Genomic DNA, 25,744 nt, shown 5'->3' with positions numbered 1-25,744 from the left:
CTCAGCTCGCGGCGCACCGCGGCAGGCCCGCGGTGTCTCCCGAGCGGATCTTCTTGAGGGCCTTCAGCGCGTCATCGATGGTGTGCACCTTCACCAGCCGCAGACCGTCCGGCACGTCCTTGGCCGCCGCCGCGCAGTTCTCCTTCGGGGTGAGGAAGAAGCGGGCGCCCGCCTCGCGCGCGCCGATCGTCTTCATCTCGATCCCGCCGATCGGGCCCACGACGCCCTTGTCGTCGATGGTGCCGGTGCCCGCGATGAACTTCCCGCCGGTCAGGTCGCCCGCCTTCGACACCCGGTCCACGATGCCGAGGGCGAACATCAGACCCGCGCTCGGCCCGCCCACATCGGCCAGCTTGATGTCGATCTTGAACGGGAAGGTGTAGTCGATCCCGGCCTGGATGCCGACGATGGCCCGGCCGCCCGGGGCCTTCTTGGTGGCGATCTCGATCCGCTTCTGCCCGGTCGGCTTCTTGCCGCTCTTCTCCGCCGCCGCGGCCGCCTTGGCCGGGATGACCGAGAAGGCCACCTTCTCGCCGGGCTTGTGCTTGGTGACCAGCTTGGCGACATCGCCGGGCTCGCGCACCGCGGTGCCGTCCACCGACTTGATCACATCGCCCGCGTGCAGCCTGCCCTCGGACGGGCTGTCCTTCACGACGGCGCCCACGATCACCTGGGAGGTGACCTTCCGGTGCAGCGCCCTGAGCGCCGCGACCTTGGCGCTCTCCTGGGACTGGCTGAATTCCTCGGCGTTCTGCTGGTTCACCTCGTCCGGAGTCTTGTCGTCCGGGTAGAGGGTGTCGTGCGGTACCACCACATTGTCGTGGGAGATCCAGCCGTAGACGGCCTCCACGAGATTCATCCGGTACTCGGAGCCGGTGACCCGGACCGTCGTCATATTGAGATGGCCCCCACTGGTCTCACAGCCCTTGTGACCGGAGATCTGCAGCACGCACTCGCCGTTGTGTTCGCCCAGCGTGTTGTAGGTCGGCCCCGGTGACATCTCCGCGTACGGCACCGGGATGAGCACACCGGCGCACAGCAGCGCGATCAGCATCAGAAGGGAGGCGAGCATCGTCGCAGTGCGGCGTGGCATGGAACGACAGTACGGGACGGGTCCGTCAGTCCACTCCCGGGGCCGTCCGTCCGAGGGGCCGGGCGTCAGGCGGCCGCGTCCGTTTTGGAATGCCCGCGCTCCATCGCCTCACGGAACCGTGTGTATCCGGCCAATTCCTCGACATCCCCGATGCTCTTGCGGTTGGTGCGCGCGACCCAACCGGCATAGAGCGTGGCGGCTATCGCCGCGAGAACGGGAATGAGCAACCAGAGAAGCGCTCCCATAGCGGCCTCCCGACCCCTTAAGCACCGCGACTGACAGATGAACAGATTAATCCTCTGCGAGGTCAACGCTCGCGGCAGGGTGGGGGTTACGCAAGTGGAGTACACCATTCCGAGTGGACTCCATGGCTTAACCGTTATCCAGCCCCACCGAACGCTGTCTGTTTCGCGTGCCCGCTACACGCCCACCCATTCTTCGGTGCCGTCCGCGAAGGTCTGGTGCTTCCAGATCGGGACCTCGCTCTTGAGGTCGTCGATCAAGCGGCGGCAGGCGGCGAACGCCTCCGCGCGGTGCGGGCACGAGACCGCCACGACGACGGCCAGATCGCCCACCACCAGATCGCCGACCCGGTGGACGGCTGCCAGCGCGCGCACCGGGTAGTCGGCCGCGACCTTCTCGGCCACCCGCCGCAGCTCGGCCTCGGCGCTCGGATGGGCGGAGTAGCCCAGCGCGCCCACGTCCGCGCCGCCATCATGGTTGCGTACGGTGCCCACGAAGAGCGCCGTACCGCCCGCCGCCGCGTCGCCGACCGCCCCGAACACCTCGTCCACCGACAGCGGGGTCTCGCGGACCGCGAGCAGCCGGATGGGGTCGGCTGCCGCGCCCTCACCGGGGTGATCGTACGTATGTGCCATGTCGTCCATCGTGCCGTATACCGTCCCGTCGTGGCCGACCGCCGGATCGCGAAGCGCCGCGAGCGACGGTCCGGGGATGCGTCCCCTGGCCAGGGCCTGTCGTGTGGATCAGGGCCTAGCGACGCCGCGCCTTGCGGGCGCGGCGCACGATCGCGGCCGTACCCACCAGGGCGACGGTCGCGCCCGCCGCGCCCAGCGTGGTGGCGTCCTTGCGGCCCAGCCGCCGCCCGGCGACTGTATGCCGCCCGGAGACCTCCTCCAGCAGCTCGGCGAGCACCTCCTCATTCGTCCACCGGGGCCGCCAGCCCGCCGCGTGCAGCCGGCTGCCGCTGACCGCCCAGGGGTGCATCGTGTACGCGAGGTCCCCGGCCGGGGACGGGGTCAGGCCCAGCCGGTGCAGCCGGGAGGCGGCGCCGAGGGCGACCGCCGACGGCAGCTCCATACGCCGGATTCCCGACAGCTCCTCCACCTCCTCCTGCTCCAGCCAGCCGTCGCAGCCGACCGTCAGCTCCCCCTCGACCTTCTCCAGCGCGGCGTACTCCAGCGCGCTGACCAGGTCGTCCATATGACAGAACTGCCAGGTGGGGCGGGAACCCGCGACCACCAGCAGCCGGGGCGACTCGAAGTAGCGGGTGAGCGCGGTGTCCGTGCCGCCGACCAGGACGGCCGGGCGCACGATGGTCACATTCAGCCCCGGATGCGCCCGGGGCGCGCGCTCCCCCAGCCGCTCGATTTCCAGCAGGTCGCCGACGCCGGTGGCCTCGGCGGTGGCCCGCAGCTCCGCGTCCTCGGCGAGCGGAACATCGTTGTCGGGGAGCGCGCCGTAGACCATCGCGGAGGTGCACAGCACCACGCGGTGCACTCCGGCGGCCGCGGCCGCGGTCAGCACGGTCTGGGTGCCGCGCACGTTGTAGGCGGTGCGTGCGGCGGGGTCGGTGCCCAAGTCCAGGTCGACGGCGAGATGCACGACGACGTCGGCGCCGCGCAGCTTCTCGGCGATGGCCGGATCGCGTACGTCCAGCACATGCCACTGCGCCTCGGTCACCTCGCCGCGCCGCTCGTCGAGGGCCACCACCTGCTTGATCTCTTCGGACTCCGCGAGCCGCTGCGTGAGCAGGGCGCCGGGGCCCGAGGCGGCACCGGTGACCGCAACGACGGGTCGTCGTGCGGTACGGGCCGTATCGTTTCGCGCAGCGCGAACTTCTCGGTCTGGGGAACTCACCGGGCGTCTCCAGCGGTTGTCTTCAGTACGCAGCGCGTGCACACGTACGTACCAGGTAATGCCCATCCTGCCGCAGCGCGGCGATCAGCGAAGCACTGAGCCCGTAAACCGGCGAGGTGTCTAGGCTGGGTGGTGATGTCGGGCATCCGCCGCCGGTTAGTGGCCGGTGGCCCAACGAGCCGAGGAACCCCGTGAGTGACACCCCATTCGGATTCGGTCTTCCGCCGGAGGAGCCGGAGGACGGCGACGACGGTAAGAAGAAGGGCGGCCAGGGCGACGAGCAGGGCCCCGCGAATCCCCTCGGGTTCGGCGGGGCGGGCGGCCCGGCGGGCGCGGGCGGCGCGGACAATCCGTTCGCCGCGATGTTCGGCTCGCTCAACCCGGGCGACCTGGGCGCCGCCTTCCAGCAGCTCGGGCAGATGCTCTCGTACGAGGGCGGCCCGGTGAACTGGGACATGGCCAAGGACATCGCGCGGCAGACCGTCGCCCGCGGCACCGCCGACGGCACCAAGGACGAGAGCGTCGGCCCCGCAGACCGCGCCGCGGTCCAGGAGGCCGTGCGGCTGGCGGACCTGTGGCTGGACGGCGTCACGTCGCTGCCCTCGGGCTCGGGGGCCGCCGTGGCGTGGAGCCGCGCCGAGTGGGTCGAGGCGACGCTGCCGGTGTGGAAGGACCTGGTCGACCCGGTGGCCGAGCGGGTCGGCGCCGCCATGGGCGACGTCCTGCCCGAGGAGATGCAGGCCATGGCCGGCCCGCTGCTCGGGATGATGCGTTCGATGGGTGGCGCCATGTTCGGCACCCAGATCGGCCAGGCGCTGGGCGTGCTGGCCGGTGAGGTGGTCGGCTCGACCGACGTCGGGCTCCCGCTGGGCCCGGCGGGCAAGGCGGCGCTCCTGCCGGTCAACATCGCGGCGCTCGGCTCCGGCCTCGGCGTTCCCAAGGACGAGGTGCGGCTGTACCTGGCGCTGCGGGAGGCCGCCCATCAGCGGCTGTTCTCGCATGTGCCGTGGCTGCGCTCGCATCTGTTCGGTGCCGTCGAGGGGTACGCCCGGGGCATCAAGGTGGACACGGCGAAGCTGGAGGACGCGGTCGGCCAGCTCGACCCGACCCACCCCGAGCAGCTGCAGGAAGCGCTGCAGCAGGGCATGTTCCAGCCGGAGGACACCCCGGAGCAGAAGGCCGCGCTGGCCCGGCTGGAGACGGCCCTCGCGCTGGTCGAGGGCTGGGTCGACGCGGTGGTGCACGCCGCCGCCAAGCCCCATCTGCCGTCCGCGGACGCGCTGCGCGAGACGCTGCGGCGGCGCCGGGCGAGCGGCGGGCCCGCCGAGCAGACCTTCGCCACGCTGATCGGCCTGGAGCTGCGTCCGCGCCGGCTGCGGGACGCCTCGCGGCTGTGGGCCTCGCTCACCGACGCGCGCGGTGTGGACGGCCGCGACGGGCTGTGGGAGCACCCGGACATGCTGCCGACTGCCGACGACCTCGACGACCCGGACGGCTTCGTCCACCGCGAACAGCTGGACTTCTCCGAGCTGGACAAGATGCTCGGCGAGGCGGCGGGCGGTAAGAGCCGTGCCGAATCCGACGAGAGCGCGAAGGGCTCGGACGGCGTCGAGGACAGCGGTGACAACCGTAAGGACGACCGCGACGACAAGCGGGGCGACGGCGAGAAGTGAGCCTTCATACGGACGCGGCGCGGGTGCTCACGGAGTGGCCCGCGCCCGACGCCGACCAGGAGCGGCTGCGGCAGGCGTACGGCGACCATCTGGCCGCGTATCCCGACGGCATGTGGAAGGCGTGCGGCGACGGGCATGTCACGGCGAGCGCGCTGGTGATCGACCCGCCGCGGGAGCGCGTCCTGCTCACGCTCCACCGCAAGCTGCGGATGTGGCTCCAGATGGGCGGCCACTGTGAGCCCGGGGACGCCACGCTGGCGGACGCGGCGCTGCGGGAGGCCACCGAGGAGTCGGGCATCGCGGGGCTGACCCTGCTGCCGGGCGGGCCGGTGCGGCTCGACCGGCATCACACGCCGTGCGCCTGGCATCTGGACGTGCAGTTCGCGGCGGTGGCCCCGCCGGACGCGGTGGCGGCCATCAGCGACGAGTCGCTGGACCTCCGCTGGTTCGGGTACGACGAGGTGGCGGACGTGGCCGACGCGTCGGTGCACCGGCTGGTGGCCCGTACCCGCGTGCTGGTCTGAGGAGCGCGCGGGCACGGACCGGGGTAGCCACGGTCGTCGTCAGTTGCTGAAGATGTTGCCCTGGTTCTGGCCGCGGGCCCCGTGCTGGCCCATGCCGAACTGGGCGGCCGCGCCGCCGCCGACCGCCGCGTTCTGCGGCGGCAGCAGCTCGCTGGGCTGGACGAGGGCGTAACCCTGGCCGAGGAAGCTCAGCTCCCAGCCCTCGCCGGTGCTGCCGCGCCGCCGCCACACTCCTGAGGAATGCGTCTGCGCCTGCATCTGGACGCGCAGCGAGCTGGACCACGCGACGATCGCGTCCGCGTCGGCGTTGACGTACTTGTCCGGGGTCACCTGGAGCATCAGCGGCTTGCCCGAGGTCATGAGCGCGACCTTGCCCCGGCCCGAGATGTTGAGGTTGTACTTGCCGGAGCCGGTGATGCCGAACTGGCTGTCCACCGCGATCGACTCGTAGTGCAGCGTGGAGTCGAGCGCCAGTACGTACGCACTGTCGACCGTCAGACCGTCGTGGTCCACGTCCACCACATGGACGTGCTGGGCGAGGTTGGCGAGGTAGACCGTGCCCTGCCCCGAGCAGCGCATCAGGTCCAGGCCCTCGCCGGTGCGGGCGCGGGCGCGCCCCTGTCCGGGGGTCTGGTACTCGCCGTCGAACTCGATCAGCCCCTGATAGGCGACCATGCTGCCCTTACGGGCGAGCACGTCCTCATGACCGGTGAGCGCGACCCGCAGCATCTTGCGGTTCTGCAGCGCGTAACGTTCCTCGGTCTGGGCCTCGGTGAAGCCGAAAAGCGGGCTCTGCATATGTCCTTCTCCCCCTCAGCCCCGGGCCCGGAGCCGGTCGGTGCTGTCCTCGCTGGGCTGGACGACGACGAAGCCCTGCCCGGAGAAGCCGAGCTGGTACGCCTCGCCGCTGCCCCGGCCGATCAGGGACGACGCCTTGAAGCTGCGCTTGCCCTTCACCTTGAGACCGCTGGACCAGGCCACGAGCGCGTCCGGGTCCACATAGGTCTCGTCCTCGCCGCGGCCGCAGTCGACGACGATCGGGGTGCCGCGGGAGGTCAGCGCGACCCATCCGGTGCCGGAGACGCCCACGTTGAACAGGCCCTGCCCGGCGAACTTGGCGATGCCCTTGACCCGTTCGACGCCCCACTGGAGATGGGCGTCGAAGGCGAGCAGATTGGTGCCGTTCACGGAGAGCGCGTCGCCGTTGAGATTGATGCAGACGACGTTCGCCCCGTAGTCGGCGAGATAGAGCAGCCCGTCGCCGCTGCACCGCATGAGCGGCGCGCCCTCGCCGGTCAGCCACTGGGAGGCCATCTGGCGGACCGCGGGCGGGTTCGGCTCGTACTGCACGAAGCCCTCGTAGGCCACCATCGAACCGGTGCGGGCGAAGAGGTCCTGGCCGCTCTGCATGGCGACCTTGAGCATGCTGCTGCCGTGGTTCTCCATGCGGGCCGCGACCGGGGTGGCTGCGAAGCCCGAGATCATTTGCTGGTCCATGACGGGCTCCTTCAGACCTCGTAGGGCTGGACGACGATGAAGTTGCCGGGCGCACCGCGGAACTGGAGGTTCACGGTCTCCCCGCTGTGGCCGGGGTAAGAGCTGCGGCGCAGCCGCACCTGGCTGGAGATGATCACCTGCGAACCGGCGGACCAGGCCACGATGGCGTTGCTGTCGGCGAAGGTCGTCGGGGTGACGGGGAGCACCACCGGAGTGCCCTGGGTCTTCACGATGACGGTGCCGGTGCCCTGGAACTGCATGGTGAACAGCGCGCCGCCGGGGATGCCGTGGCCCTCGATACGGCGCACCTCGTGCTGCAGCGACTCGTCGAAGGCGAGCACGTTCTCGGCGGAGACGCAGATCGCGTCGCCCTGGAGCTCGATCGGGTGCAGCTCGGCGGCGTCCTCCGCGAGGAAGACCTGGCCCTGGCCGCTGCAGCGCATCAGCTGCATCTCCTGGCCGGTCGCGTTGCCGACGATCCGGCCGCGGGCGCCCGCGCCCTTGTAGCTGAAGTCGACCTTCCCCTGGTAGAGCACCATGCTGCCCTGGCGGGCGAGCACCGGCTGACCGTCGACGCCGAGGTCGACCCGCATCATCCGCGGGTTCTGCGGCGTCCAGCGCTGGCCGGTGGCCGACTCGCGGTACTGGGCGAGCGCGGCCTGTACGCCGGGCGCCCCGCTCTGGGGCGCGGCCATGCCCTGGGGCACGGTCGAGCCCTGAGGCTGGCCGTACGGGGCGGGGGCGGGCGGCGCCTGACCCGGCGGCTGCCCGAACTGCGGCTGCTGGCCGGGGTACTGCCCGGGCGGACCGGGAGGCGGCACCGGACCGGGCGGGCCGGGCGGCGGTACCTGACCGGGCGGCACGACCGGCGCGGCGATCGTCGGCGCCCCGTGCACCTGCGGTGACCCCTGCGGCGGGGCGCCCTGCGGTGCGCCGAAGGCGGGGGCGGGCTGCGGCGGCTGCGGTGCGGGCGGGGCCGCGGGGGCGGCGGCCGCCGGGGCGGCGAAGCCCGGGGCGGGAGCCGCCTGGGCGGGCGGCGCGAAACCGGGCGCACCGCCATGCGCGGGCGCCGCCGGTGCGGGCGCGGGCTCCTCCTCGGCGACCTCGCCGCCGAAGTTCTTGAGCAGCGCATCCAGTCCGCCGTCGAAACCCTGCCCGACGGCGGCGAAGCGCCAGACGTCCTTGAGGTAGAAGTCGCCCAGCATCACCGCGCGCTCGGTGCTGAACTCCGCGCCGGTGAAGGCGTACCGGGCCACCTCCTCGCCGCCCGCGACGATCCGGATGTAGCCGGGGCCGACCTGGGACATCTGTCCCGCGCCGTCGATGGTGGCGGTGAAGGAGAGCTTCTGGATGGAGGGCGGAACGCTGTCGAGGGTGACCCGGAACGACTCGGTGTCACCGGCCTGCGCCCCGAGCTGCTGGATCGCCTCTTCAGGCGATTTGGGCTGATTGAAGAAGATGAAGTAGCGGTCGTCCGAGAGCCGTTCGTCCGCGTCGAGACCGAAGCAGCTGATGTCGAAGCTCAGTCCCGGTCCGGCGATCTGCACACCGATGTACAGATCCCTCCCGGCGGTCAGGTCGCTGATCTTGGCCTTGTGGCCGCGCTGGAATTCCCTGGCCATACGTAACGACCGTCCCCCATCCCGAAACCGGTGAGTGCTTTTGCGCCAGGCTAGCCGCTGCCGCCGACATTGAACGACGCCGGGGAAGGTGGTGCGGTTCCTCAGCCCGGTTCCGTTTCGGCGCCCGGCAGATGCGGCAACCGCCCGGCGGCCACCACGCCCTCCAGATAGCCCCGGGCCCGCTCGGTGCGCGGGTACGCCTCCAGAAGCTCCCAGAAGCGGCGGCCGTGACCGGGCACCAGCAGATGGGCCAGCTCATGGAGGAGGACGTAGTCGACCACATACTCCGGCATGCCCTTGAGCCGGTGCGAGAGCCGGATGCTGCCCTCGGCCGGAGTGCACGACCCCCAGCGGGTGTTCTGGTTGGTGACCCAGCGGACCGAGGCGGGCCGGGCCCGGGCGCCCAGATACTGCTCGGACAGCCACTCGGCGCGCGCCGCCAGCTCCGTGTCGCCCAGCATGCGCTTGCTCTCCTGCGCCGCGAGCTTGTCCAGCATCACGCCGACCCAGCGCTGCTCCTCCGCCTCGGACATCCGGGCGGGGATGAGGACGATCGTGCGGTCGCCCTCGCGGTACGCGGAGACGGTCCTGCGCCGACGCGAACTCCGGCGGACCTCGACCGCGCTCGTGCCCGGGCCTCGGTTCTTCGGGCTCGGCGGACTCGGGGCGGTGCGCGGGGAAGGATCGGCGGGCACGCCCCGACGTTACCCGCTGGCAGCCGGGGAAGTCCTGCCCTCGCACGCGGTCGGGGGGCGAACCACCCCTCAGCGTGCACCGCTTATACGACTATCCACACAGCCTGTGGATAACTTTCGGCGGGCCGTGGGCGGCGGGGCGCATGCTGAGAGCCGTTCGACGAGGGGGCGGCGATGCATCCGATGATCAAGCCCGCGCTGCGGCGCGGCTGGCGGAACCGGGACACGGTGCAGTTCGGGGTGGCCCGGGCGCATGCGGTGGTGGTGGGCCCACTGGATACGGCGACGGGCAGCTTTCTGGAGCTGCTCGACGGCACCCGCGGGCTGCCTCTGCTGCGGCAGGAGGCCCAGGCCCTCGGGCTCCCGGAGGAGCGGGCCGATGAGCTGCTGGCCCGGCTGACGGCGGCCGGGCTGCTGGACGATACGAGACCCGGCGGCCCGCCCGGGACCACGGCGGGCGGCCCCGGCGCGGCCCTCGACCGGCTGCGGCCGGACGCGGCGGCGCTGTCGGTGCTGCATCCCGAGCCGGGGGCGGCGGCGCGGCTGCTCGCCGCGCGGCGGGCGACGCGGGTGCAGGTGCGCGGCGCGGGCCGGGTCGGGGCGGCGGTCGCCGCGGTGCTGTCCTCCTCGGGGGTCGGGCAGGTCGATGTGGTGGACGGAGGCTGCGTCGAGCCCTGGGACGTGGCGCCCGGCGGGCTGTCGGCCGAGCACATCGGAGAGCGGCGCGAGGTGGCAGCGCGCCGGCTGGTGCGCCGGACCGCCCCGGGGCCGCGGCCCCGCCCCCGGGCCGGGGAGCCCCCGCCCGGCGGGGAGCCGGGGCTGGCCCTGGTGGTGCTCGCCCCGCGCGACGGTCTCGCGGCGTACGCACCGGACCCGGCGGCGGCCGAGCCGCTGCTCGCCTCCGGCACACCCCATCTGTACGCGGGGGTGATCGAGGGCACCGGGGTAGTCGGCCCTCTCGTTCTGCCGGGCCTCACGCCCTGTGCGGGCTGCGCCGCCGCGGCGCGCGCGGAGCGGGAGCCGGTGTGGCCGCGCCTGCTGGCCCAATGGCGGTCCGGCCGCCGCGGAGCCGCGCCCGCCTGTGACACGGCGCTGGCCACAGTGGTGGCCGGGCTCACCGCCTCGCGGGCGCTGGCCTTCCTCGACGGCGGACTGCCCGGCGGGCTGCCCGGGGGCGCCGCGGCCCGCTGGGAGCTGGTGCTGCCAGCCCTTTCCTGGCAGGCCGAACGGGTCGAGGCGCATCCCGGATGCGAGTGCGGAGCGGCCGGGCGGGATGATGCGTTGTACGCCTCGGCCGCGGAGAGACCGCACGCCACAATGTGCGGGTGACCGACGTCCGCGGAGTGGGCGACGGGGGTCCGGGAGGCTGCTCCCGGGATGGCTCAGCTGTAGTTGGAGGGCGCATGTCCGATCTGCCGCGCAAGGCGATCACCCGCACCGCCAAACTGGCGGCACTGCCCCTGGGATTCGCGGGGCGCGCCACCTGGGGGCTGGGGAAGCGGATAGGAGGACGACCGGCGGAGATCGTCGCGCGCGAGATGCAGACGCGCACCGCCGAACAGATGTTCAAGGTCCTCGGCGAGCTCAAGGGCGGGGCGATGAAGCTCGGGCAGGCGATGTCGGTCTTCGAATCGGCGCTGCCCGAGGAGATCGCGAAGCCCTACCGGGCGGCTCTCACCAAGCTCCAGGAGGCCGCGCCGCCCATGCCCACCGGCACTGTCCACGCGGCGCTGGAGGAGCGGCTCGGCCCGGAGTGGCAGGAGCTGTTCCTGGAGTTCGACGACAAACCGGCGGCGGCCGCCTCGATCGGGCAGGTGCACCGGGCGGTCTGGCACGACGGGCGCGAGGTCGCGGTCAAGGTGCAGTACCCGGGGGCGGGTGAGGCGCTGCTGTCCGACCTCGGTCAGCTGAGCCGGTTCGCCCGGGTGCTGGGGCCGCTGGTGCCCGGCATGGACATCAAGCCGCTGATCGCGGAGTTGCGCAGCCGGGTGGCCGAGGAGCTGGACTACGAGCTGGAGGCCGAGTCCCAGCGCGCCCATGTGACGGAGTACGCGCAGGACACGGAGATCGTGGTGCCCGAGGTGGTGCACCAGAGCGATCAGGTGCTGATCACCGAGTGGCTGGAGGGCATACCGCTCTCCGAGGTGATCGCCGAGGGCGAGCCCGAGCAGCGCGACCGGGCCGGTCAGCTGCTGGCCCGCTTCCTGTTCTCGGGGGCGTCCCGCACCGGCCTGCTGCACGCCGATCCGCACCCCGGTAACTTCCGGCTGCTCACCGGGGACGCCCCGGACGGGCCGCCGGAGCAGTGGAAGCTGGGTGTCCTGGACTTCGGCTCGGTGGACCGGCTCCCCGGCGGGCTCCCCGAGCCCATCGGCATCGCGCTGCGGATGGCCCTGGAGGGCGACGCCGCAGGGGTCTACGACCTGATGCGGGGAGAGGGATTCGTCAAGCCGACGATCGAGCTCGATCCGGAAGCGCTGCTGGAGTTCCTGCTGCCGATGCTGGAACCGGCCCAGGTCGACGCGTTCCACTTCGAGCGGCAGTGGATACGCGGCCAGGCTGCGCGGATGGCCGACCGTGGTTCACCCGTCTACGAGCTGGGCAACCAGCTGAATCTGCCGCCCTCCTATCTGCTGATCCACCGGGTGACCCTGAGCACGATCGGGGTGCTGTGCCAGCTGGGCGCCACGGTGCGGCTGCGGGATGAACTGGAGGCCTGGGTAACCGGCTTCGCCGCCGAGCCCGACGAGCCCGAGGAGCCCGCCGAGACCGACGAGCCAGCCAAGACCAAGGAAACCGAGCAGGAGGCGGAGGACGCGGAGACCTCGGCCTGACAGGCGGGACGCCGAAGGGCCGGTCCGCATCGGACCGGCCCTTCGTGTCGACGCCTGGCCGCGTCAGGACATGACCGCGGTGGCCAGCGCCCGCCTGGCGCGGAGCGAGGCCCGCTCCGCACGGCGGTGCAGGCGCATATGAGCACGCGCCAGGGCTTCTGGGATGAGTTGCATTTCTCGGGTCCTGTTCTGGCGCGACTCGGGCGCGCCGGAATGATGGCGTGTGGGTGTGTCGGAGACCGGTGTGGTCATCGTCGAGACCTGCTTCATGGGGTCGTGCGTCGCCGGGCGATCGATGGTGCCGGGGGTGCTCATGCCGCGACCGGGTTCTTGCGCGGGCGGCCACGCGGCCGCTTGCGGGCCACCACGACCCCCTGGACGAACAGCTCGCCGCCCCAGACGCCCCAGGGCTCGCGACGGTCTTTGGCCCCGGCGAGGCAGGCCTCGCGCAGCGGACAGGTCTGACACAGCGACTTGGCGTACTCCACGTCCGCAGGCGACTCGGCGAAGAAGACCTCCGGGTCGTAGGAGCGGCACGGGACGGCTACACCCAGGTTCTCGATGGCGTCATCGAGCTCGGTGAGGGCGGTGAGGGGGGTCAAGGAATCCTCCGAGGAGTCAGGCGGTCGGTTCAGGTCGGTCTCTGCTGACGGGGCGTGTGCGTTGAGTTGCACGGTGGCGTGTTCCTCGTCTGTTCGGTCCGGCTCGTGGCCGGGCTCTGGCAAATCAAAAGGACCGCGGAATCCCGGTGTGGGTTCCGCGGCCCTGGAAGGTGCCGACCTGATCCTGAATCAGGCTGGATGACTCCAGGGTTCGAGCCTGCGGAAGGCCCACTTCTTGTGGTGCTGCTGCGTCGTCCGGGTTCCGGCACCATTGGCCGCCAGGGCATAGGCGAATGCCCGTGCCGCTGCCGCTACCGCAGGTGCCTGGATCGGTCGCTCGCTGCGCTCGCTGAGACGCGCTTCATTGGCGCCGGGCATACCGGTGCCGGGAAGCGGGGAGCCGAGCGGGCAGGTGGCGAGGACCGATCGATCGGTCATTTTGATGGTGTCGATGAAGCTGATCATTGGTCTCCGCCTCCTCTCGGCGTCTCAGGGACCAGTGGGAACCGGTCCGGACTTACGTAGTACAACACGGATTCCTCGGTTCCCGGAAGGGCCGTTGTCTCCGTGCTCGGAAGGCTATGGGTATGCCGTCCGCGCGCGCAAACTATTTTTCCGTCGAGTTTTCCGCGACGTCACCCGGTTGGGTTCCCTCGCCCTCGCCGTCCCCGTCACCGTCGTGCGCCCGGGGCACTTCCCGGCCTGCGCAGAGGGCGAGAACGTCGGCGCCGAACCTGCCGAGTTTCCGTCTTCCGACACCAGAGATGCCGGACAGGTCCGATTCGGTTCCCGGCACGGCCTCGGCAATGGCGAGCAGGGTCTTGTCGGTGAAGACGCAAAAGGCCGGCTGACCCAGCAGCCCGGCCTGCTCGGCCCGCCAGTCATGCAGCCGCTCGTACAGCGCCTCGTCCAGCTCGGAGGGGCAGTCCTCGCAGCGCATCAGCTTCATCTCGCCCGCGTCGGTCAGCGTCTTGCCGCAGACCCGGCAGTGCACCGGGGTGCGCCGCTTGCGCACCGGGGCGGCCGGACCGGCACCGCGCTCGATCCCACCGCTCCCGCCGGGCATCCGGGCGGCGGGCGCCGCGGAGCCGGGCCGCAGCCCGTTCAGAAAGCGGGTGGGCCTGCGGGAGGCACGGCCGCCGGGCGCCCGCGAGAGCGCCCACGACAGGCTCAGATGGCGGCGGGCCCGGGTGACCCCCACATAAAGCAGCCTGCGCTCCTCCTCGATCTGCTGATCGGTCTTGGCGTAGGTGATCGGCATCATGCCCTCGGTCAGCCCCACCAGGAAGACCGCGTCCCACTCCAGGCCCTTGGCGGCGTGGAGTGAGGCGAGCGTCACACCTTCCACGGTCGGGGCGTGCTGGGCGGCCGCCCGCTCGTCCAGCTCGGCCACCAGATCGGAGAGGGTGGCCCCGGGCCTGCCCCGGACGAAGTCCTCGGCGAGCCGCACCAGGGCGGCCAGCGACTCCCAGCGGTCGCGGACCGCGCCCGAGCCCGCGGGGGGCTCGGGCGTCCAGCCGCGGGTGCCGAGCACGGCCCGCACCTGGGACGGCACGTCGTCGTCGGAGAGCACCGGGTCGGCGCTTCCCGCGCGGGCCGCGCCCCGCAGCAGCATCCCCGCCTCGCGGACCTCGGGCCGCTCGAAGAACCGCTCGGCGCCGCGCAGCTGATAGGGCACCTGGGCATCGGCGAGCGCCTGCTCGTACAGCTCGGACTGGGCGTTGACCCGGTAGAGGACCGCGACCTGGCTGGGCGGGACGCCCGCGCCGCCCTGCCCGACCGGCGTGATCAGCTCGCGGATGCGGCGGGCGGTGGCCTCGGCCTCGGCGGGCTCGTCGGTATGGGCGCTGTAGACCGGCTCGGGGCCCGGGTCGCGCTGCGAGACCAGCTCCAGCCGGTGGTCCGCGGCCCGGCCGCGGGCCTGGGACAGCAGCCCGTTGGCCAGGTGCACGACCTGGGGGGTGGAGCGGTAGTCACGGATGAGCTTGACCACCGTGGCGCCGGGGTGCCGGGTGCGGAAGTCCAGCAGATGGTCGGGGGTGGCGCCGGTGAAGGAGTAGATGGTCTGGCTGGCGTCGCCGACCACGCACAGGCTCTGCCGGTCGCCGAGCCACAGATCCAGCAGCCGCTGCTGGAGCGGGCTGACGTCCTGGTACTCGTCGACCACGAAGTGCTGGTACTGGCCGCGCACCTGATCCGCGATATCCGGCCGCTCCTCCAGCACGCCGACCGTGAGCAGCAGCACATCCTCGAAGTCGATCACGCTGCGGTCGCGCTTCAGCTGCTCGTACCCGGCGTAGATACGGCCGATCTCGGCCGCGTCGCGCGGGGCTTCCCTTCCGGACTTGGCGGCCACGGCCGGATAGTCCTCGGGCACGGTCTGGGTGACCTTCGACCATTCGATCTCGCCGGTCACATCCCGCAACTCATTGCGGTCCAGCCGGACCCGGCAGCGCGCGGCGGCCTCGGCGACCAGCTGCACCTTGCGCTCGGCCAGCCGGGGCACCTCCCCGCCGACCGCCTTGGGCCAGAAGTACTGGAGCTGGCGCAGGGCGGCCGAGTGGAAGGTGCGCGCCTGCACACCGCCCGCGCCGAGCTGCCGCAACCGGCCGCGCATCTCGCCCGCGGCGCGGTTGGTGAAGGTGACGGCCAGCACACTGGCGGGCTGGAGGATGCCCGCGCGCACCCCGTAGGCGATCCGGTGGGTGATCGCCCGGGTCTTGCCGGTGCCCGCCCCGGCCAGCACACACACCGCCCCGTGCAGGGCCGTCGCCACCTCGCGCTGCTCGGGGTCGAGCCCCTCCAGCACCGCGTCGGCGTCACGCGGCGTGGCCGCGTAGGCGCCCGTCGTGGAGGCCTGCGGGAACAGAGTGGAGTGCGTTGCTGGTGTCACCCCGCCATGCTGCCAGGTCCCCCGCCACCACCGCGCCGGTTGTCCACAGCCGTGACCGTGCGGTCATATGAATGCCGGGAATGGGCGACGGAAGATGAACGTTCACCCTTTGCCGACCACCCACGACCCCGAGGAGAGCGAAGACCGATGCCCGGCACTGTGACGATGTACAGCACCACGTGGTGCGGCTACTGCCGCCGGCTCAAGGGCCAGATGGACCGCGAGGGGATCGCGTACACCGAGATCAACATCGAGCACGACCCGGAGTCCGCGGCCTTCGTCGAAAAGGCGAACGGTGGCAACCAGACGGTGCCTACGGTTCTGGTGATTCCCCCCAATGGTGGCGAGGACGTCGTTATGACGAACCCGAGCCTGGCCCAGGTGAAGACGGCCCTTCAGAGCGCCTGAAGTCACACACGACGAGACCCCCGGTGACGCTGACACCGGGGGTCTGAAGGTCGGGGCCGGAGCCGGTGGCCCCAGGTCGGCGGGGTCAGCCGCGGGGCAGCGGTTCGCCGTACCAGAGTTCGATCAGGCGGGCGGCGATCGAGATGCCCGAGGGGGGCAGGACCTCGCCGGACTCGATCGCGGTGCGCAGGTCGTCGCGGGAGAACCAGCGCGCCTCGTGGATTTCCTCGCCGTCCACCTGGATGCGGGAGGACGTGGCGCGGGCCATGAAGCCCAGCATCAGGCTGGACGGGAAGGGCCAGGGCTGGCTGGCGACGTACTCGACCTCGCCGACCTGGACGCCCGCCTCCTCGAACACCTCGCGGACCACCGCCTGCTCGATCGACTCCCCCGGCTCCACGAAGCCCGCGAGGGTCGAGAAGCGCCCCTCCGGCCAGTGCACCTGGCGGCCCAGCAGCGCGCGGTCCAGCTCGTCCGTCACCAGCATGATCACGGCGGGGTCGGTGCGCGGGTAATGCTCGGCGCCGCAGGCCGGGCAGCGGCGGATATGGCCCGCCGCCGCGATCACCGTGCGCTCGCCGCAGCGGGAGCAGAAGCGGTGCAGCCGCTGCCAGTTCTCCAGCGCGACGGCGTGCACCAGCAGCCCCGCGTCGCGCTCGGACAGCAGTGAGCCCGCCTCGCGCAGCCCCGCGGGGCGCGCCGACTGGTCCATGCGGCCCGGCAGGGTGTCCTTCTGCAGCGCGAAGTAGCGCACCCCGTCCTCGTCGGTGCCGAGGAAGTAGCGGTGCGTCTCGGTGGGCGGGGCCTCGAAGGCCGGGGTCATGACCAGCTCGGTACGGCCGTCCGGGGTGTCGTCGACCAGGGCCTGGCCTCCGGAGACCACGAACACCCGCGTCGTCGGGTGGCTCCACGCCGCGGCCAGCCATGCCTCGTCCAGTCGGTGGTGCGCCGCGCGGTCGACGCCGCTCGGGGCGCTGAGCGTGATCGGCCGGGTGGCGGCGCGCTCGGTCCAGGTGGTCACGGCTGCTTCCAACTTCCCCTGCGAAACAGGTGGTTTACGTACATACGAGAGCTATACGGGTCCATTCTCCGCGAGATCGGCCCAGAGGTGGGCGGCCGTCTCGGCGCCCTTCACGAGCAGGTCCAGTTCGACCTTCTCGTTGGGCGCGTGCCAGCCGTCGGACGGCACCGAGATGCCCAGGAAGAGCACCGGGGCACCCAGGACGTCCCGCAGGTCGGCCGCCGGTCCCGATCCGCCCTCGCGGGTGAAGCGGATCTTCTGGTCGAACGCCCGCCCCATGGCCCGTACCAGGGACTGGAGGGCGGGGTGGTCCAAGGGGGTCAGACAGGGGCGGGTCGCGCCCCAGAAGGTGATCTCGTGCCGGATTCCGGCCGGGAGGGATGCCGCGACCCACTCCCGCACGGACCGCTGGACCCGCTCCGTGTCCTGACCGGCCACCAGCCGGAAGGACAGCTTGAGCTGGGCGGCGGACGGCACGATCGTCTTCCCGCCAGGCCCCTGGTAGCCCCCGGCGATGCCGTTGACCTCGGCGGTCGGGCGGGCCCAGATCCGCTCCAGGGTGGTGTACCCGGTCTCGCCGAGCAGACCGTGCGAATGCGCGGTGCGCAGCCAGCCCGCCTCGTCGAAGGGCAGCTCGGCGAAGAGTTCGCGCTCGCGGTCGGTCAGCTCCAGCACACCGTCGTAGAAGTCCGGGACGGTCACCGTGCGGTCGTCGTCGTGGAGGGACGCGGCGAGCCGGGCGGCCTCGGTGGCCGGGTTGGGCACCGCGCCGCCGAAGGAGCCGGAGTGGATGTCCTGGTCCGGCCCGTACAGGTCGATCTGGCAGTCGGTGAGCCCCCGCATGCCGGTGCAGACGGTCGGGGTGTCCTCGGACCACATGCCGGTGTCGGAGACGATCACGGTGTCGCAGGCGAGCCGGTCGGCGTGCGCCCGGATCAGCTCGGGGAAGTGCGGGGAACCCGACTCCTCCTCGCCCTCGATCAGCAGCTTGAGGTTGACGGCGGGCGCGGTGCGGCCGGTCACGGCCAGATGGGCGCGCACCCCGAGGGTGTGGAAGAGGACCTGTCCCTTGTCGTCGGCGGCGCCGCGCGCGTACAGCCTGCCGTCCTTGACGACCGGGTCGAAGGGGTCGGTGTGCCAGCCGTCCTCGCGGGCGGCGGGCTGGACATCGTGGTGCCCGTAGACGAGCACGGTGGGGGCGTCCGGATCGCCGGACGGCCAAGCGGCGAACACCGCCGGGGCGCCGGGCGTCTCCCAGACCTCGGCCTCGGGGAAGCCGGTCGCGGCGAGGTGCGCCGCGAGCCACTCGGCGCTGCGCCGGACGTCACCGGCGCGCGCGGGGTCGGCGGATACGGAGGGTATGCGCAGCCACGCGCCGAGATCGTCGAGGAAGTCGGCGCGGTGGCCGTCGACGAAGGCGCGGACGGCGTTGTCCGTGTCCGGGGTGGTGCTCATGGATGTGAGCCTATCCGGCGCGCGGGAGCGCAAGAGCCGGGGTCTCCGGGCCGCTCATCCGCGGTCGCTCTCGGTCATGGTTCGTCATGGCTCGACGTCGGTGAAAGCCTTACGGACATCACCGGGACGGACATCACCGGGCTCGCCGGTCATCTCGTCCGGCTCACCGGCCTCGTCCGCCTCCCCGGTCAGTATGCGCTCCAGCTCCGCGCGGCCGGGCAGCTCCGCCGGGCGCACGATCTCCCCGCTGCGTACATAGAGGAACGCCGCCGAGACGGCCGACAGCGGCAGGCCGTGCTGTTCGGCCCAGGCCAGGCGGTAGATGGCCAGCTGGAGCGGGTCGGCCTCCCGTGACCGGCCGGTCTTCCAGTCGATGATCTCGTAGCCGGGGCCGTCCTCGGTGCCCGCCGCGGGCTCCCGGTAGACGGCGTCGATCCGGCCGCGCACGGTCCGGCCCGCCAGGGTCAGCTGGAACGGCGCCTCGACGCGGTGCGGGGTGCGCCGGGCGTACGGCGTGCGCGCGAACGCCTCCTTGAGCGCCGTCAGCTCCCGCTCGTCCGCGATCTCCGGCTCGTCGTCCTCGCCGCCCGGCAGCTCGTCCGGGCCGAGGAACGGCAGCGGCAGCGCCTCGAAGCGCGACTCGACCCAGGCGTGGAAGCGGGTGCCGCGGCGCGCGGCGGGCTGCGGCGGACGCGGCATGGGGCGGGCCAGCTCCCGCGCGAAGCCGTCCGGGTCCGCGGCGATCCGCAGCAGCTGGGAGGCGGTCAGGGTGTGCGGTACGGGCACCTCGTGCACGCTCGCGCGGGCGCGCCGCAGCTCCCCGGCGAGCGCGTCGAGATCGCGGTCCCAGGAGTCGGTCAGCCGCGCCTCCTCGGGGGCCAGGTCGCCGTCCGGCGTGGGGGGCGGGTCAGGGGGGTACGCGCGCTCGTCGCCGTACGAGGCGTCGTACGTCTCGCCCTTCGCGTACGGAGCCGGGGCCGGGGCCGGGGCGTCGGCCTCGTACGGGTACGGGGCGTCGTACGCCTCGCCGTACGGGTCCGGGGCGTCGGGCGGCGCGTCGTACGGATACGCCTCCTCGTTCTCGTACGGGTACGGGTACGGGTACGGGTCCAGGTCGTCCGGCGGCTCCGGCCAGTCCGCCTCGTCCGACGGCTCCGGCCACACCGGGCCGTCCGGAACCGGACGGTGCGGGTCCGGCGCATCCGGCCCGTCCGGGTCCGTCCCGTCCGGAACCGGCGCGTCCGGAGCCGAGCCGTGCGGGACCGGCTCGCGCGAGTCCGGGCCGTCCGGAACCGGGCCGTCCGGGGCCGCGCCCCGCGGGCCCTCCGCCGCCTCGACGCGGGCCAGGTGGGCCAGGACCGCGTCCGCGGCGCGGCGGCGGCGGGCCAGGGCTGCCGGGTCGAGCGGCAGCGGCCAGGCGCGGTCGGCGGATGCCTGACGCAGGGCCGGGTTCTCCGCGTCCTCCTCCGGTTCGTCCGCCCACGCCTCGACCTCGCCGTAACCGGCCTCGCCGTGCGCGCGCAGCGCCTCCAGGAAGGAGGACGGGCCGCGGCGGCGCTTCTGGGACGGGCCCCACCAGTGCCCGGAGCCGAGCAGCAGCGAGCGGGGCCGGGTGAAGGTGACATAGCCGAGGCGGAGTTCCTCCGTCCGCTGGTGCTCCTTCATGGCGTCCTTGAAGGCGGTGAGGCCCTTGGCGTCCCAGTCCGTGACCTCCGGGAGGGTGTCGGCGTCGCCGCGCAGGGCGTGCGGCAGGACCCTGGCGTTCGCCGTCCAGGACTCGCGGCTCTGCTCGCTCGGGAACCGCCCCGCGACCAGCCCGGGCACCGCCACCACGTCCCACTCCAGCCCCTTGGACTTGTGCGCGGTGAGCACCTTGACCGTGTTCTCCCCGCCGGGGAGGGCGTTGTCGAGCCCCTTCTCGTACTGCGCGGCGGTCCTCAGGAAGCCCAGGAACGACTGCAGGGTGGCCTCGCCGTCCACCGCACCCCCTGCCTGGGCGGCGAAGGACGCGGCGACGTCCAGGAAGTTGCCCAGCGTCTCGCGGCGGCGGGCGGCCAGGGCGTGCGGCGAGGCGGACAGCTCGACCTCCAGTCCGGTGGTGGCCAGCACCCGGTGGAGGACGTCCATGAGCGGGTCGGCCAGCGAGCGCCGCAGCTCGCGCAGTTCGGCGGCGAGGCGGGCGAAGCGCACCCGGGCCCCGGCCGAGAAGGGCAGTCCGTCGTCCGGGCCGCCGCCGGAGTCGAGGAAGGTGTCGAGGGCGTCGGCGAGCGAGATCACCTCGGACGGGTCGACCCCCTCGACGGCCTCGGCGAGCCGCCGGTCCGGGTCGTCCTCCGGACCGCCGTGGCCGCCGTGGGAGACGAGCGCGCGGGCGCGGCGGCCGAGCAGCGCCAGGTCGCGGGGGCCGATGCGCCAGCGCGGGCCGGTGAGCAGCCGGACCAGCGCCGCGTTGGCCCCCGGGTCCTGGAGCACCTCGCAGACCGCCACCAGATCGGCGATCTCGGGCAGGTGCAGCAGCCCCGACAGGCCCACGACCTCCACCGGAACATCCCGCTCCACCAAGGCGCCCTGGATCTCGGCGAAGTCACCGGCCGTACGGCACAGCACCGCGATCTCGCCGGGCGGGGTGCCGGTGCGCACCAGATGGGCGATCGAGTCGGCGAGCCAGGCCAGCTCCTCGGCGTGGGTGGGCAGCAGCGCGCAGCGCACCAGGCCGTCCCGCTCGGCGCCGGGCGCGGGGCGCAGCGCCTCGACGCCCTGGTGCATCGCGCGCAGCGGGGCGGCGAGCCCGTTGGCGAGGTCCAGCAGACGGCCGCCGCTGCGCCGGTTCTCGCTGAGCGCGTAGCGGCGCGCGGGGCTGCCGTCCCGGTGCGGGAAGTGGGCGGGGAAGTCATCGAGGTTGGCCACCGAGGCGCCGCGCCAGCCGTAGATGGCCTGGCACGGGTCGCCGACGGCGGTGACGGGGTGCCCGGTGCCGCCGCCGAACAGCCCGGACAGCAGCAGCCGCTGGGCGACGGAGGTGTCCTGGTACTCGTCCAGCAGGACGACCGCGTACTGCTCGCGCAGGATGCGGCCGACCTCCGGGCCGGTGCGGGCCAGGGTGGCGGACAGCGCGATCTGGTCGCCGAAGTCGAGCAGATCGCGGCGGGCCTTCTCGGAGCGGTACTCCTCGACCAGTTCGAGGAGTTCGCGGCGGGCGTGGGCGGCCTCGGGCACCTTGCGCAGCGCCTCGTTGGTCAGCTTCACCCCGTCGAGGGCGTCCAGCAGCTCGGTGTCGTACGTACGCAGCCGCGCGGCGGGGACCAGGTGCTCGGCCAGCTCGGCGTCGAGCGCGAGCAGATCCGTCACCAGGTCGGCGAAGGGGCGGGTGAGCGCCGGGTAGGGGCCGGGGGCGGTGCGCAGCACGCGCGCGGCGAGCTGGAAGCGGGTGGCGTCGGCGAGCAGGCGGGCGCTGGGCTCCAGGCCGATGCGCAGCCCGTGCTCCTTGAGGAGCTGTCCGGCGAAGGCGTGGTACGTGGAGATGGCGGGCTCGCCCGCGGCCTCCTCGGCGGCGCCCGGGTCCGGGTCGAGGTCCACGACGCCCGCCTTGACGAGCGCCTTCCGTACCCGCTCGGCCAGTTCGCCCGCGGCCTTGTTGGTGAACGTGAGGCCCAGCACCTGGTCGGGCGCGACCTGGCCGGTGCCCACCAGCCAGACGACGCGCGCGGCCATCACCGTGGTCTTGCCGGACCCCGCTCCGGCGACGATCACCTGCGGGGCGGGCGGCGCGGTGATACACGCCGTCTGCTCCGGGGTGAACGGAATCCCGAGCAGCTCCTTGAGCTCCTCGGGATCGGCGATGCGGGCTGACACTCCAGTGAGGCTATCGGTCGCCACTGACAAGCCACGCACAAGGGACTTACAAGAGGGGGCAAGACCCCACAACTCATCTCATCCCCCGTCACTCCACCACGTGGCGGCCCTCCGCGCGGGCGCTGCACGAGGCGCGGAACGCACAGCGCTCGCAGTGCGCCCCGGTGCTCGGCGCGAAGCGCTCGTCGAGGACGCGCCCGGCCGCGGTGGCGAGCAGGTCGCCGACCCACTCCCCGTCGGGCCCCACGGGCGGGTCCTGCGCCTGGACCTTGGGGACGGTCTCGCCCCCCTCCTTCTTGGGGGCGCCCTGCCGCAGCTGGACCAGTTCGGCGCCGCCGGGTTCGGGACGGCCGTCACCGAAGAGGCCGTCGACGGCGCCCTCGCGCACGGCGAGCTGATAGACCGCCAGCTGGGGGTGGTGTGCGACCTCGCCGCGGGTCACGGACTGCTTGCCGGTCTTGAAGTCGACGACGTACGCACGCCCCTCGGCGTCCGCCTCGACGCGGTCCATGCTGCCGCGGATGCGCACCTGGTAGGCGTCCGCTTCGAGGGTGACGTCGAAGCCGTGCTCGGAGGCGACCGCCGTGCGGCCGCCGCGCTCCATCACATGCCAGCGCAGGAAGCGCTCCAGGGCCGCCCGGGCGTGCTCCTTCTCCTGCCGCGACTTCCAGGGGGCGTCGAACGCGAGCGCGTCCCATACGGAGTCCAGGCGCTCCATGAGGACGGCGAGATCGGCCGGGGTGCGGCCGGAGGCCACCTCGTCGGCCAGGACGTGGACGACGTTGCCGAAGCCCTGGGCGGCGGTCGACGGGGCGTCCGCCTTGACCTCGCGCCCCAGGAACCACTGCAGCGAACAGGTGTTGACGAGCTGGTCGAGCGCGCTGCCGGACAGCGCCACGGGCCGGTCGCGGTCGCGCAGCGGCACCTCGCTGTGGGTGGGCTCGTACAGGCCCCACCAGCCGGAGGGATGGGCCGCGGGGACGAGCTCCCGGCCGTCCTCGTCGCGCATCGCCGCGAGCCGCGCCAGCCGCTGTGCGGCGGCGTCCCGCAGGGCGTCCGAGGCGTCCGGGTCGACGGTGGTGGCGCGCAGCTCGGCGACGAGCGCGGCGACCGACAGCGGGCGGCGCGGCCGCTGGGTGACATCAACGGGGGTGACGCCCAGCTCGGCCAGGAACCGCGAGGGCTGGTCGCCGTCGTCGGCGGCGGCCTTGACGGCGGTGACGACCAGCCGGTCCCGGGCGCGGGTCGCCGCCACGTAGAACAGCCGCCGCTCCTCGGCGAGCAGCGCGCCCGGCGTCAGCGGTTCGGCGAGCCCGTCCCGGCCGATCCGGTCGGCCTCCAGGAGCGAGCCGCGGCGCCGCAGATCCGGCCACAGCCCCTCCTGGACGCCCGCGACCACCACCAGGCGCCATTCCAGCCCCTTGGAGCGGTGGGCGGTCATCAGCCGCACGGCGTCGGGGCGTGCGATGCGGCGCGAGAGGGTGTCGGCGGCGATGTCCTGGGCGTCGAGCTGGTCGAGGAAGTTGAGCGCGCCGCGGCCGCCGGTGCGCTCCTCCGCGCGCGCGGCCGTCTCGAACAGCGCGCACACCGCGTCCAGATCGCGGTCCGCGTTGCGCCCGGCGGCCCCGCCGCGCTGGGCGGCGCCCTCCAGCCGCCCGGGCCAGGGGGTGCCGTCCCACAGCTCCCACAGCGCCTGTTCGGCGGTGCCGCCGCCGGACAGCGCCTCCAGCGCCTTGCGCAGCAGCAGGCCGAGCCGCTGGGCGCCGCGCGCGTACGCCGGGTCGTGGACGGCCAGCCGCTCGGGCGCGGCCAGCGCCTCGGCCAGCAGGGCGTCGGAGGGGCGCGGCACGGCGTGACCGGCGGCCCGCTCCTCCTCGCGCAGGGCGCGGCCGAGCTTGCGCAGATCGGCGGCGTCCATACCGCCCAGCGGCGAGGTGAGCAGGGTGAGGGCCGTCTCGACGCCGAGGGCGGCGGACAGCCCGCCGGAGTCGGGCAGCGCGGCCGTGGCGGCGGCCCGCAGCGCGGTCAGCAGGGGGGCGACGGCGGGTTCGTGGCGCAGCGGGATGTCGTCGCCGTCGACCTCGATGGGCACCCCGGCGGAGGTGAGCGCCCGGCGCAGACCCGGCAGCGAGCGCCCCCCGGCGCGCACCAGGACGGCCATCTCGCTCCAAGGCACCCCGTCCTCCAGATGGGCGCGGCGCAGGATGTCGGCGACGTTGTCCAGTTCGGCGCCCGCGGTGGGGTACGTGAACACCTCGGCGCGGCCGCCGTCGCGGGCCGCCGCCAGCTCCCGGTGGGCGCGTACGGCGTGCGCCGGGAGGCGGGTGAGCGACATCCGGCCGGTGATGAGCCGGGTCGCGGCGAGCAGCCGGGCGCCCGAGCGGCGCGAGGTGGTGAGGACCTCCACGGGCGCCGGCCGGCCGTCCGCGCGCGGGAAGGCGTCCCGGAAGCCGAGGATGCCGTTCACATCGGCGCCCCGGAAGGCGTAGATCGACTGATCGGGATCACCGAAGGCCACCAGGGTCTTCCCGCCGCCCGCCAGTGCGCGCAGCAGCCGGGTCTGGGCCACGTCCGTGTCCTGGTACTCGTCCACGAACACCACGTCGTAGCGCGCGGCCAGCTCCGCCGCGATGCCCGGCCGCTCGGCGAGCAGCACCGCTCGGTGCACCAGCTCCGCGTAGTCCAGCACCCCCTGGGCGTCCAGGTTGTCCAGGTATTCGGCGAGGAAGTCGGCCGCCGCGCCCCAGTCCGGGCGCCCGGTGCGGGACGCGAACTCCCCCAGTGACCGCGGGCCGAGCCCCAGCTCCCGGCTGCGCGCCAGCACCGCGCGCACCTCGTCGGCGAAGCCGCGGGTGGTCAGGCAGGCGCGCAGATCGTCGGGCCAGCGGATCGCGGCGCGCCCCGCCCGCTCCAGGTCGGCCTGACCGGCGAGCAGCTCGCGTACGACGACGTCCTGCTCCGGGCCGGACAGCAGCCGCAGCGGATCGGCGAACAGGTCGATGTCCTGATGGGCGCGGACCAGCGCGTAACAGAAGGAGTGGAAGGTGGTGGCCCGCGGCCCGGTCGCGCCGCCCAGCCGCGCCGTCATCCGGTCGCGCAGCTCCACGGCCGCCTTGCGGCTGAAGGTGAGCACCAGAATCCGCTCCGGGTCGGCGCCGTCGCGCACCCGCCGGGCGACGGCCTCCACGAGCGTGGTGGTCTTCCCGGTGCCCGGCCCGGCGAGCACCAGCAACGGGCCGCCGTCGTGCTCGGCCACGGCGCGCTGCCGTGCGTCCAGGACAGGAAAAACCACGCGATCCGGCCGCCGGCGGACCAGGCGGTACGTGCCCGGGGACGGCTGCCGCACGAACGGCTGCCGTCCCCGCCGCTGTCGCGGCAGGGACGAGGAGGAGGAACTCACGTGGATCGCCGGTCCTGGTGGGTTGGCTGGGGTGGCGGGACAGCCTCTCATGCACCGCGGGACGTCACCCGAATG

21 protein-coding genes are annotated in these 25,744 nt (G+C 73.1%); 5 read left to right on the top strand and 16 right to left on the bottom strand.

Annotated features, from left to right (window positions below):
* Nucleotide 1 precedes the first annotated feature (1 nt).
* The 4 genes from ABZ370_RS28280 to ABZ370_RS28265 all read right to left on the bottom strand — a co-directional run bounded on the left by ABZ370_RS28280 (nt 2) and on the right by ABZ370_RS28265 (nt 3,193).
* Nucleotides 2–1,093, bottom strand: a complete 1,092-nt coding sequence (locus ABZ370_RS28280) for a PDZ domain-containing protein (protein ID WP_358626130.1) — start codon at nt 1,091–1,093, stop codon at nt 2–4.
* Between the two features lie 65 nt (nt 1,094–1,158).
* Nucleotides 1,159–1,338: a hypothetical protein gene (locus ABZ370_RS28275; protein WP_358626128.1), complete on the bottom strand. Its 180-nt coding sequence runs from the start codon at nt 1,336–1,338 to the stop codon at nt 1,159–1,161.
* 174 nt (nt 1,339–1,512) lie between these two features.
* On the bottom strand, nt 1,513–1,971 hold the full coding sequence (locus tag ABZ370_RS28270) for a molybdenum cofactor biosynthesis protein MoaE (RefSeq protein WP_358626126.1): 459 nt from the start codon (nt 1,969–1,971) through the stop codon (nt 1,513–1,515).
* Nucleotides 1,972–2,086: 115 nt separating this feature from the next.
* Complete coding sequence (locus ABZ370_RS28265; protein WP_358626124.1) at nt 2,087–3,193, bottom strand: SDR family oxidoreductase; 1,107 nt, start codon at nt 3,191–3,193, stop codon at nt 2,087–2,089.
* A 191-nt stretch (nt 3,194–3,384) separates the two neighbouring features.
* Between ABZ370_RS28265 and ABZ370_RS28260 the strand changes: the two genes are divergently transcribed.
* Both ABZ370_RS28260 and ABZ370_RS28255 read left to right on the top strand, forming a co-directional pair.
* A complete protein-coding gene (locus tag ABZ370_RS28260) occupies nt 3,385–4,866 on the top strand; it encodes a zinc-dependent metalloprotease (protein ID WP_358626122.1) in 1,482 nt (493 codons plus the stop codon).
* Entirely contained in the window at nt 4,863–5,390 is a 528-nt protein-coding gene (locus tag ABZ370_RS28255) for an NUDIX hydrolase (RefSeq protein WP_358626120.1), read from the top strand. The genes ABZ370_RS28260 and ABZ370_RS28255 overlap by 4 nt, the downstream gene beginning before the upstream one ends.
* Before the next feature lie 39 nt (nt 5,391–5,429).
* Here ABZ370_RS28255 and ABZ370_RS28250 read toward each other — a convergent pair whose 3' ends face one another.
* From ABZ370_RS28250 to ABZ370_RS28235, 4 genes are all read right to left on the bottom strand, one after another.
* Nucleotides 5,430–6,188, bottom strand: a complete 759-nt coding sequence (locus ABZ370_RS28250; RefSeq protein WP_358626118.1) for an AIM24 family protein — start codon at nt 6,186–6,188, stop codon at nt 5,430–5,432.
* A gap of 15 nt (nt 6,189–6,203) precedes the next feature.
* Nucleotides 6,204–6,887 carry an AIM24 family protein gene (locus ABZ370_RS28245; RefSeq protein WP_358626116.1) on the bottom strand — a complete coding sequence of 228 codons (684 nt, stop codon included), beginning with the start codon at nt 6,885–6,887 and terminating at the stop codon, nt 6,204–6,206.
* Nucleotides 6,888–6,898: 11 nt separating this feature from the next.
* Nucleotides 6,899–8,509: a TerD family protein gene (locus ABZ370_RS28240; RefSeq protein WP_358626114.1), complete on the bottom strand. Its 1,611-nt coding sequence runs from the start codon at nt 8,507–8,509 to the stop codon at nt 6,899–6,901.
* A 101-nt stretch (nt 8,510–8,610) separates the two neighbouring features.
* Nucleotides 8,611–9,204, bottom strand: coding sequence for a M48 family metallopeptidase (locus ABZ370_RS28235; RefSeq protein ID WP_358626112.1), 594 nt, complete (start codon nt 9,202–9,204; stop codon nt 8,611–8,613).
* Between the two features lie 174 nt (nt 9,205–9,378).
* On the opposite strand from ABZ370_RS28235, the gene ABZ370_RS28230 reads away from it, so the two are divergent.
* Complete coding sequence (locus ABZ370_RS28230; RefSeq protein WP_358626110.1) at nt 9,379–10,533, top strand: ThiF family adenylyltransferase; 1,155 nt, start codon at nt 9,379–9,381, stop codon at nt 10,531–10,533.
* A gap of 74 nt (nt 10,534–10,607) precedes the next feature.
* Complete coding sequence (locus ABZ370_RS28225; RefSeq protein ID WP_358626108.1) at nt 10,608–12,038, top strand: AarF/ABC1/UbiB kinase family protein; 1,431 nt, start codon at nt 10,608–10,610, stop codon at nt 12,036–12,038.
* A 63-nt stretch (nt 12,039–12,101) separates the two neighbouring features.
* On the opposite strand, the gene ABZ370_RS28220 is transcribed toward ABZ370_RS28225, so the two are convergent.
* The 4 genes from ABZ370_RS28220 to ABZ370_RS28205 all read right to left on the bottom strand — a co-directional run bounded on the left by ABZ370_RS28220 (nt 12,102) and on the right by ABZ370_RS28205 (nt 15,533).
* Nucleotides 12,102–12,353, bottom strand: a complete 252-nt coding sequence (locus ABZ370_RS28220; protein ID WP_358626106.1) for a hypothetical protein — start codon at nt 12,351–12,353, stop codon at nt 12,102–12,104.
* Nucleotides 12,350–12,712, bottom strand: coding sequence for a WhiB family transcriptional regulator (locus ABZ370_RS28215; RefSeq protein ID WP_009715209.1), 363 nt, complete (start codon nt 12,710–12,712; stop codon nt 12,350–12,352). The genes ABZ370_RS28220 and ABZ370_RS28215 overlap by 4 nt, the downstream gene beginning before the upstream one ends.
* A gap of 117 nt (nt 12,713–12,829) precedes the next feature.
* Nucleotides 12,830–13,105: a hypothetical protein gene (locus tag ABZ370_RS28210; protein ID WP_358626103.1), complete on the bottom strand. Its 276-nt coding sequence runs from the start codon at nt 13,103–13,105 to the stop codon at nt 12,830–12,832.
* A 142-nt stretch (nt 13,106–13,247) separates the two neighbouring features.
* Nucleotides 13,248–15,533, bottom strand: a complete 2,286-nt coding sequence (locus ABZ370_RS28205; protein ID WP_358626101.1) for an ATP-dependent DNA helicase UvrD2 — start codon at nt 15,531–15,533, stop codon at nt 13,248–13,250.
* Nucleotides 15,534–15,680: 147 nt separating this feature from the next.
* Here ABZ370_RS28205 and ABZ370_RS28200 point away from each other — a divergent pair, with 147 nt between their 5' ends.
* On the top strand, nt 15,681–15,941 hold the full coding sequence (locus tag ABZ370_RS28200) for a mycoredoxin (protein ID WP_358626099.1): 261 nt from the start codon (nt 15,681–15,683) through the stop codon (nt 15,939–15,941).
* 85 nt (nt 15,942–16,026) lie between these two features.
* On the opposite strand, the gene nudC is transcribed toward ABZ370_RS28200, so the two are convergent.
* The 4 genes from nudC to ABZ370_RS28180 form a co-directional block, all read right to left on the bottom strand.
* On the bottom strand, nt 16,027–16,962 hold the full coding sequence (gene nudC / locus ABZ370_RS28195; protein WP_358626097.1) for an NAD(+) diphosphatase: 936 nt from the start codon (nt 16,960–16,962) through the stop codon (nt 16,027–16,029).
* A gap of 51 nt (nt 16,963–17,013) precedes the next feature.
* Nucleotides 17,014–18,417: a dipeptidase gene (locus tag ABZ370_RS28190; protein ID WP_358626096.1), complete on the bottom strand. Its 1,404-nt coding sequence runs from the start codon at nt 18,415–18,417 to the stop codon at nt 17,014–17,016.
* A gap of 84 nt (nt 18,418–18,501) precedes the next feature.
* Complete coding sequence (locus tag ABZ370_RS28185; protein WP_358626094.1) at nt 18,502–22,269, bottom strand: ATP-dependent DNA helicase; 3,768 nt, start codon at nt 22,267–22,269, stop codon at nt 18,502–18,504.
* An 88-nt stretch (nt 22,270–22,357) separates the two neighbouring features.
* Nucleotides 22,358–25,561, bottom strand: a complete 3,204-nt coding sequence (locus ABZ370_RS28180; protein WP_358626092.1) for an ATP-dependent DNA helicase — start codon at nt 25,559–25,561, stop codon at nt 22,358–22,360.
* Nucleotides 25,562–25,744 lie beyond the last annotated feature (183 nt).

It is taken from the genome of Streptomyces sp. NPDC005962 (assembly GCF_040629205.1).
In the GTDB taxonomy this organism is placed as follows: Bacteria; Actinomycetota; Actinomycetes; order Streptomycetales; family Streptomycetaceae; genus Streptomyces.
This window is presented reverse-complemented; position numbering and strand designations above follow the sequence as displayed.

Bases quoted from the DNA above. Each gene is read 5' to 3' on its own strand.
- ABZ370_RS28275 (WP_358626128.1), bottom strand. From the start codon at position 1,338: ATGGGAGCGCTTCTCTGGTTGCTCATTCCCGTTCTCGCGGCGATAGCC.
- ABZ370_RS28225 (WP_358626108.1), top strand. From the start codon at position 10,608: ATGTCCGATCTGCCGCGCAAGGCGATCACCCGCACCGCCAAACTGGCG.
- ABZ370_RS28190 (WP_358626096.1), bottom strand. From the start codon at position 18,417: ATGAGCACCACCCCGGACACGGACAACGCCGTCCGCGCCTTCGTCGAC.
- ABZ370_RS28280 (WP_358626130.1), bottom strand. From the start codon at position 1,093: ATGCCACGCCGCACTGCGACGATGCTCGCCTCCCTTCTGATGCTGATC.
- ABZ370_RS28250 (WP_358626118.1), bottom strand. From the start codon at position 6,188: ATGCAGAGCCCGCTTTTCGGCTTCACCGAGGCCCAGACCGAGGAACGT.
- ABZ370_RS28200 (WP_358626099.1), top strand. From the start codon at position 15,681: ATGCCCGGCACTGTGACGATGTACAGCACCACGTGGTGCGGCTACTGC.
- ABZ370_RS28270 (WP_358626126.1), bottom strand. From the start codon at position 1,971: ATGGCACATACGTACGATCACCCCGGTGAGGGCGCGGCAGCCGACCCC.
- ABZ370_RS28220 (WP_358626106.1), bottom strand. From the start codon at position 12,353: ATGAGCACCCCCGGCACCATCGATCGCCCGGCGACGCACGACCCCATG.
- ABZ370_RS28230 (WP_358626110.1), top strand. From the start codon at position 9,379: ATGCATCCGATGATCAAGCCCGCGCTGCGGCGCGGCTGGCGGAACCGG.
- ABZ370_RS28240 (WP_358626114.1), bottom strand. From the start codon at position 8,509: ATGGCCAGGGAATTCCAGCGCGGCCACAAGGCCAAGATCAGCGACCTG.
- ABZ370_RS28210 (WP_358626103.1), bottom strand. From the start codon at position 13,105: ATGATCAGCTTCATCGACACCATCAAAATGACCGATCGATCGGTCCTC.
- ABZ370_RS28245 (WP_358626116.1), bottom strand. From the start codon at position 6,887: ATGGACCAGCAAATGATCTCGGGCTTCGCAGCCACCCCGGTCGCGGCC.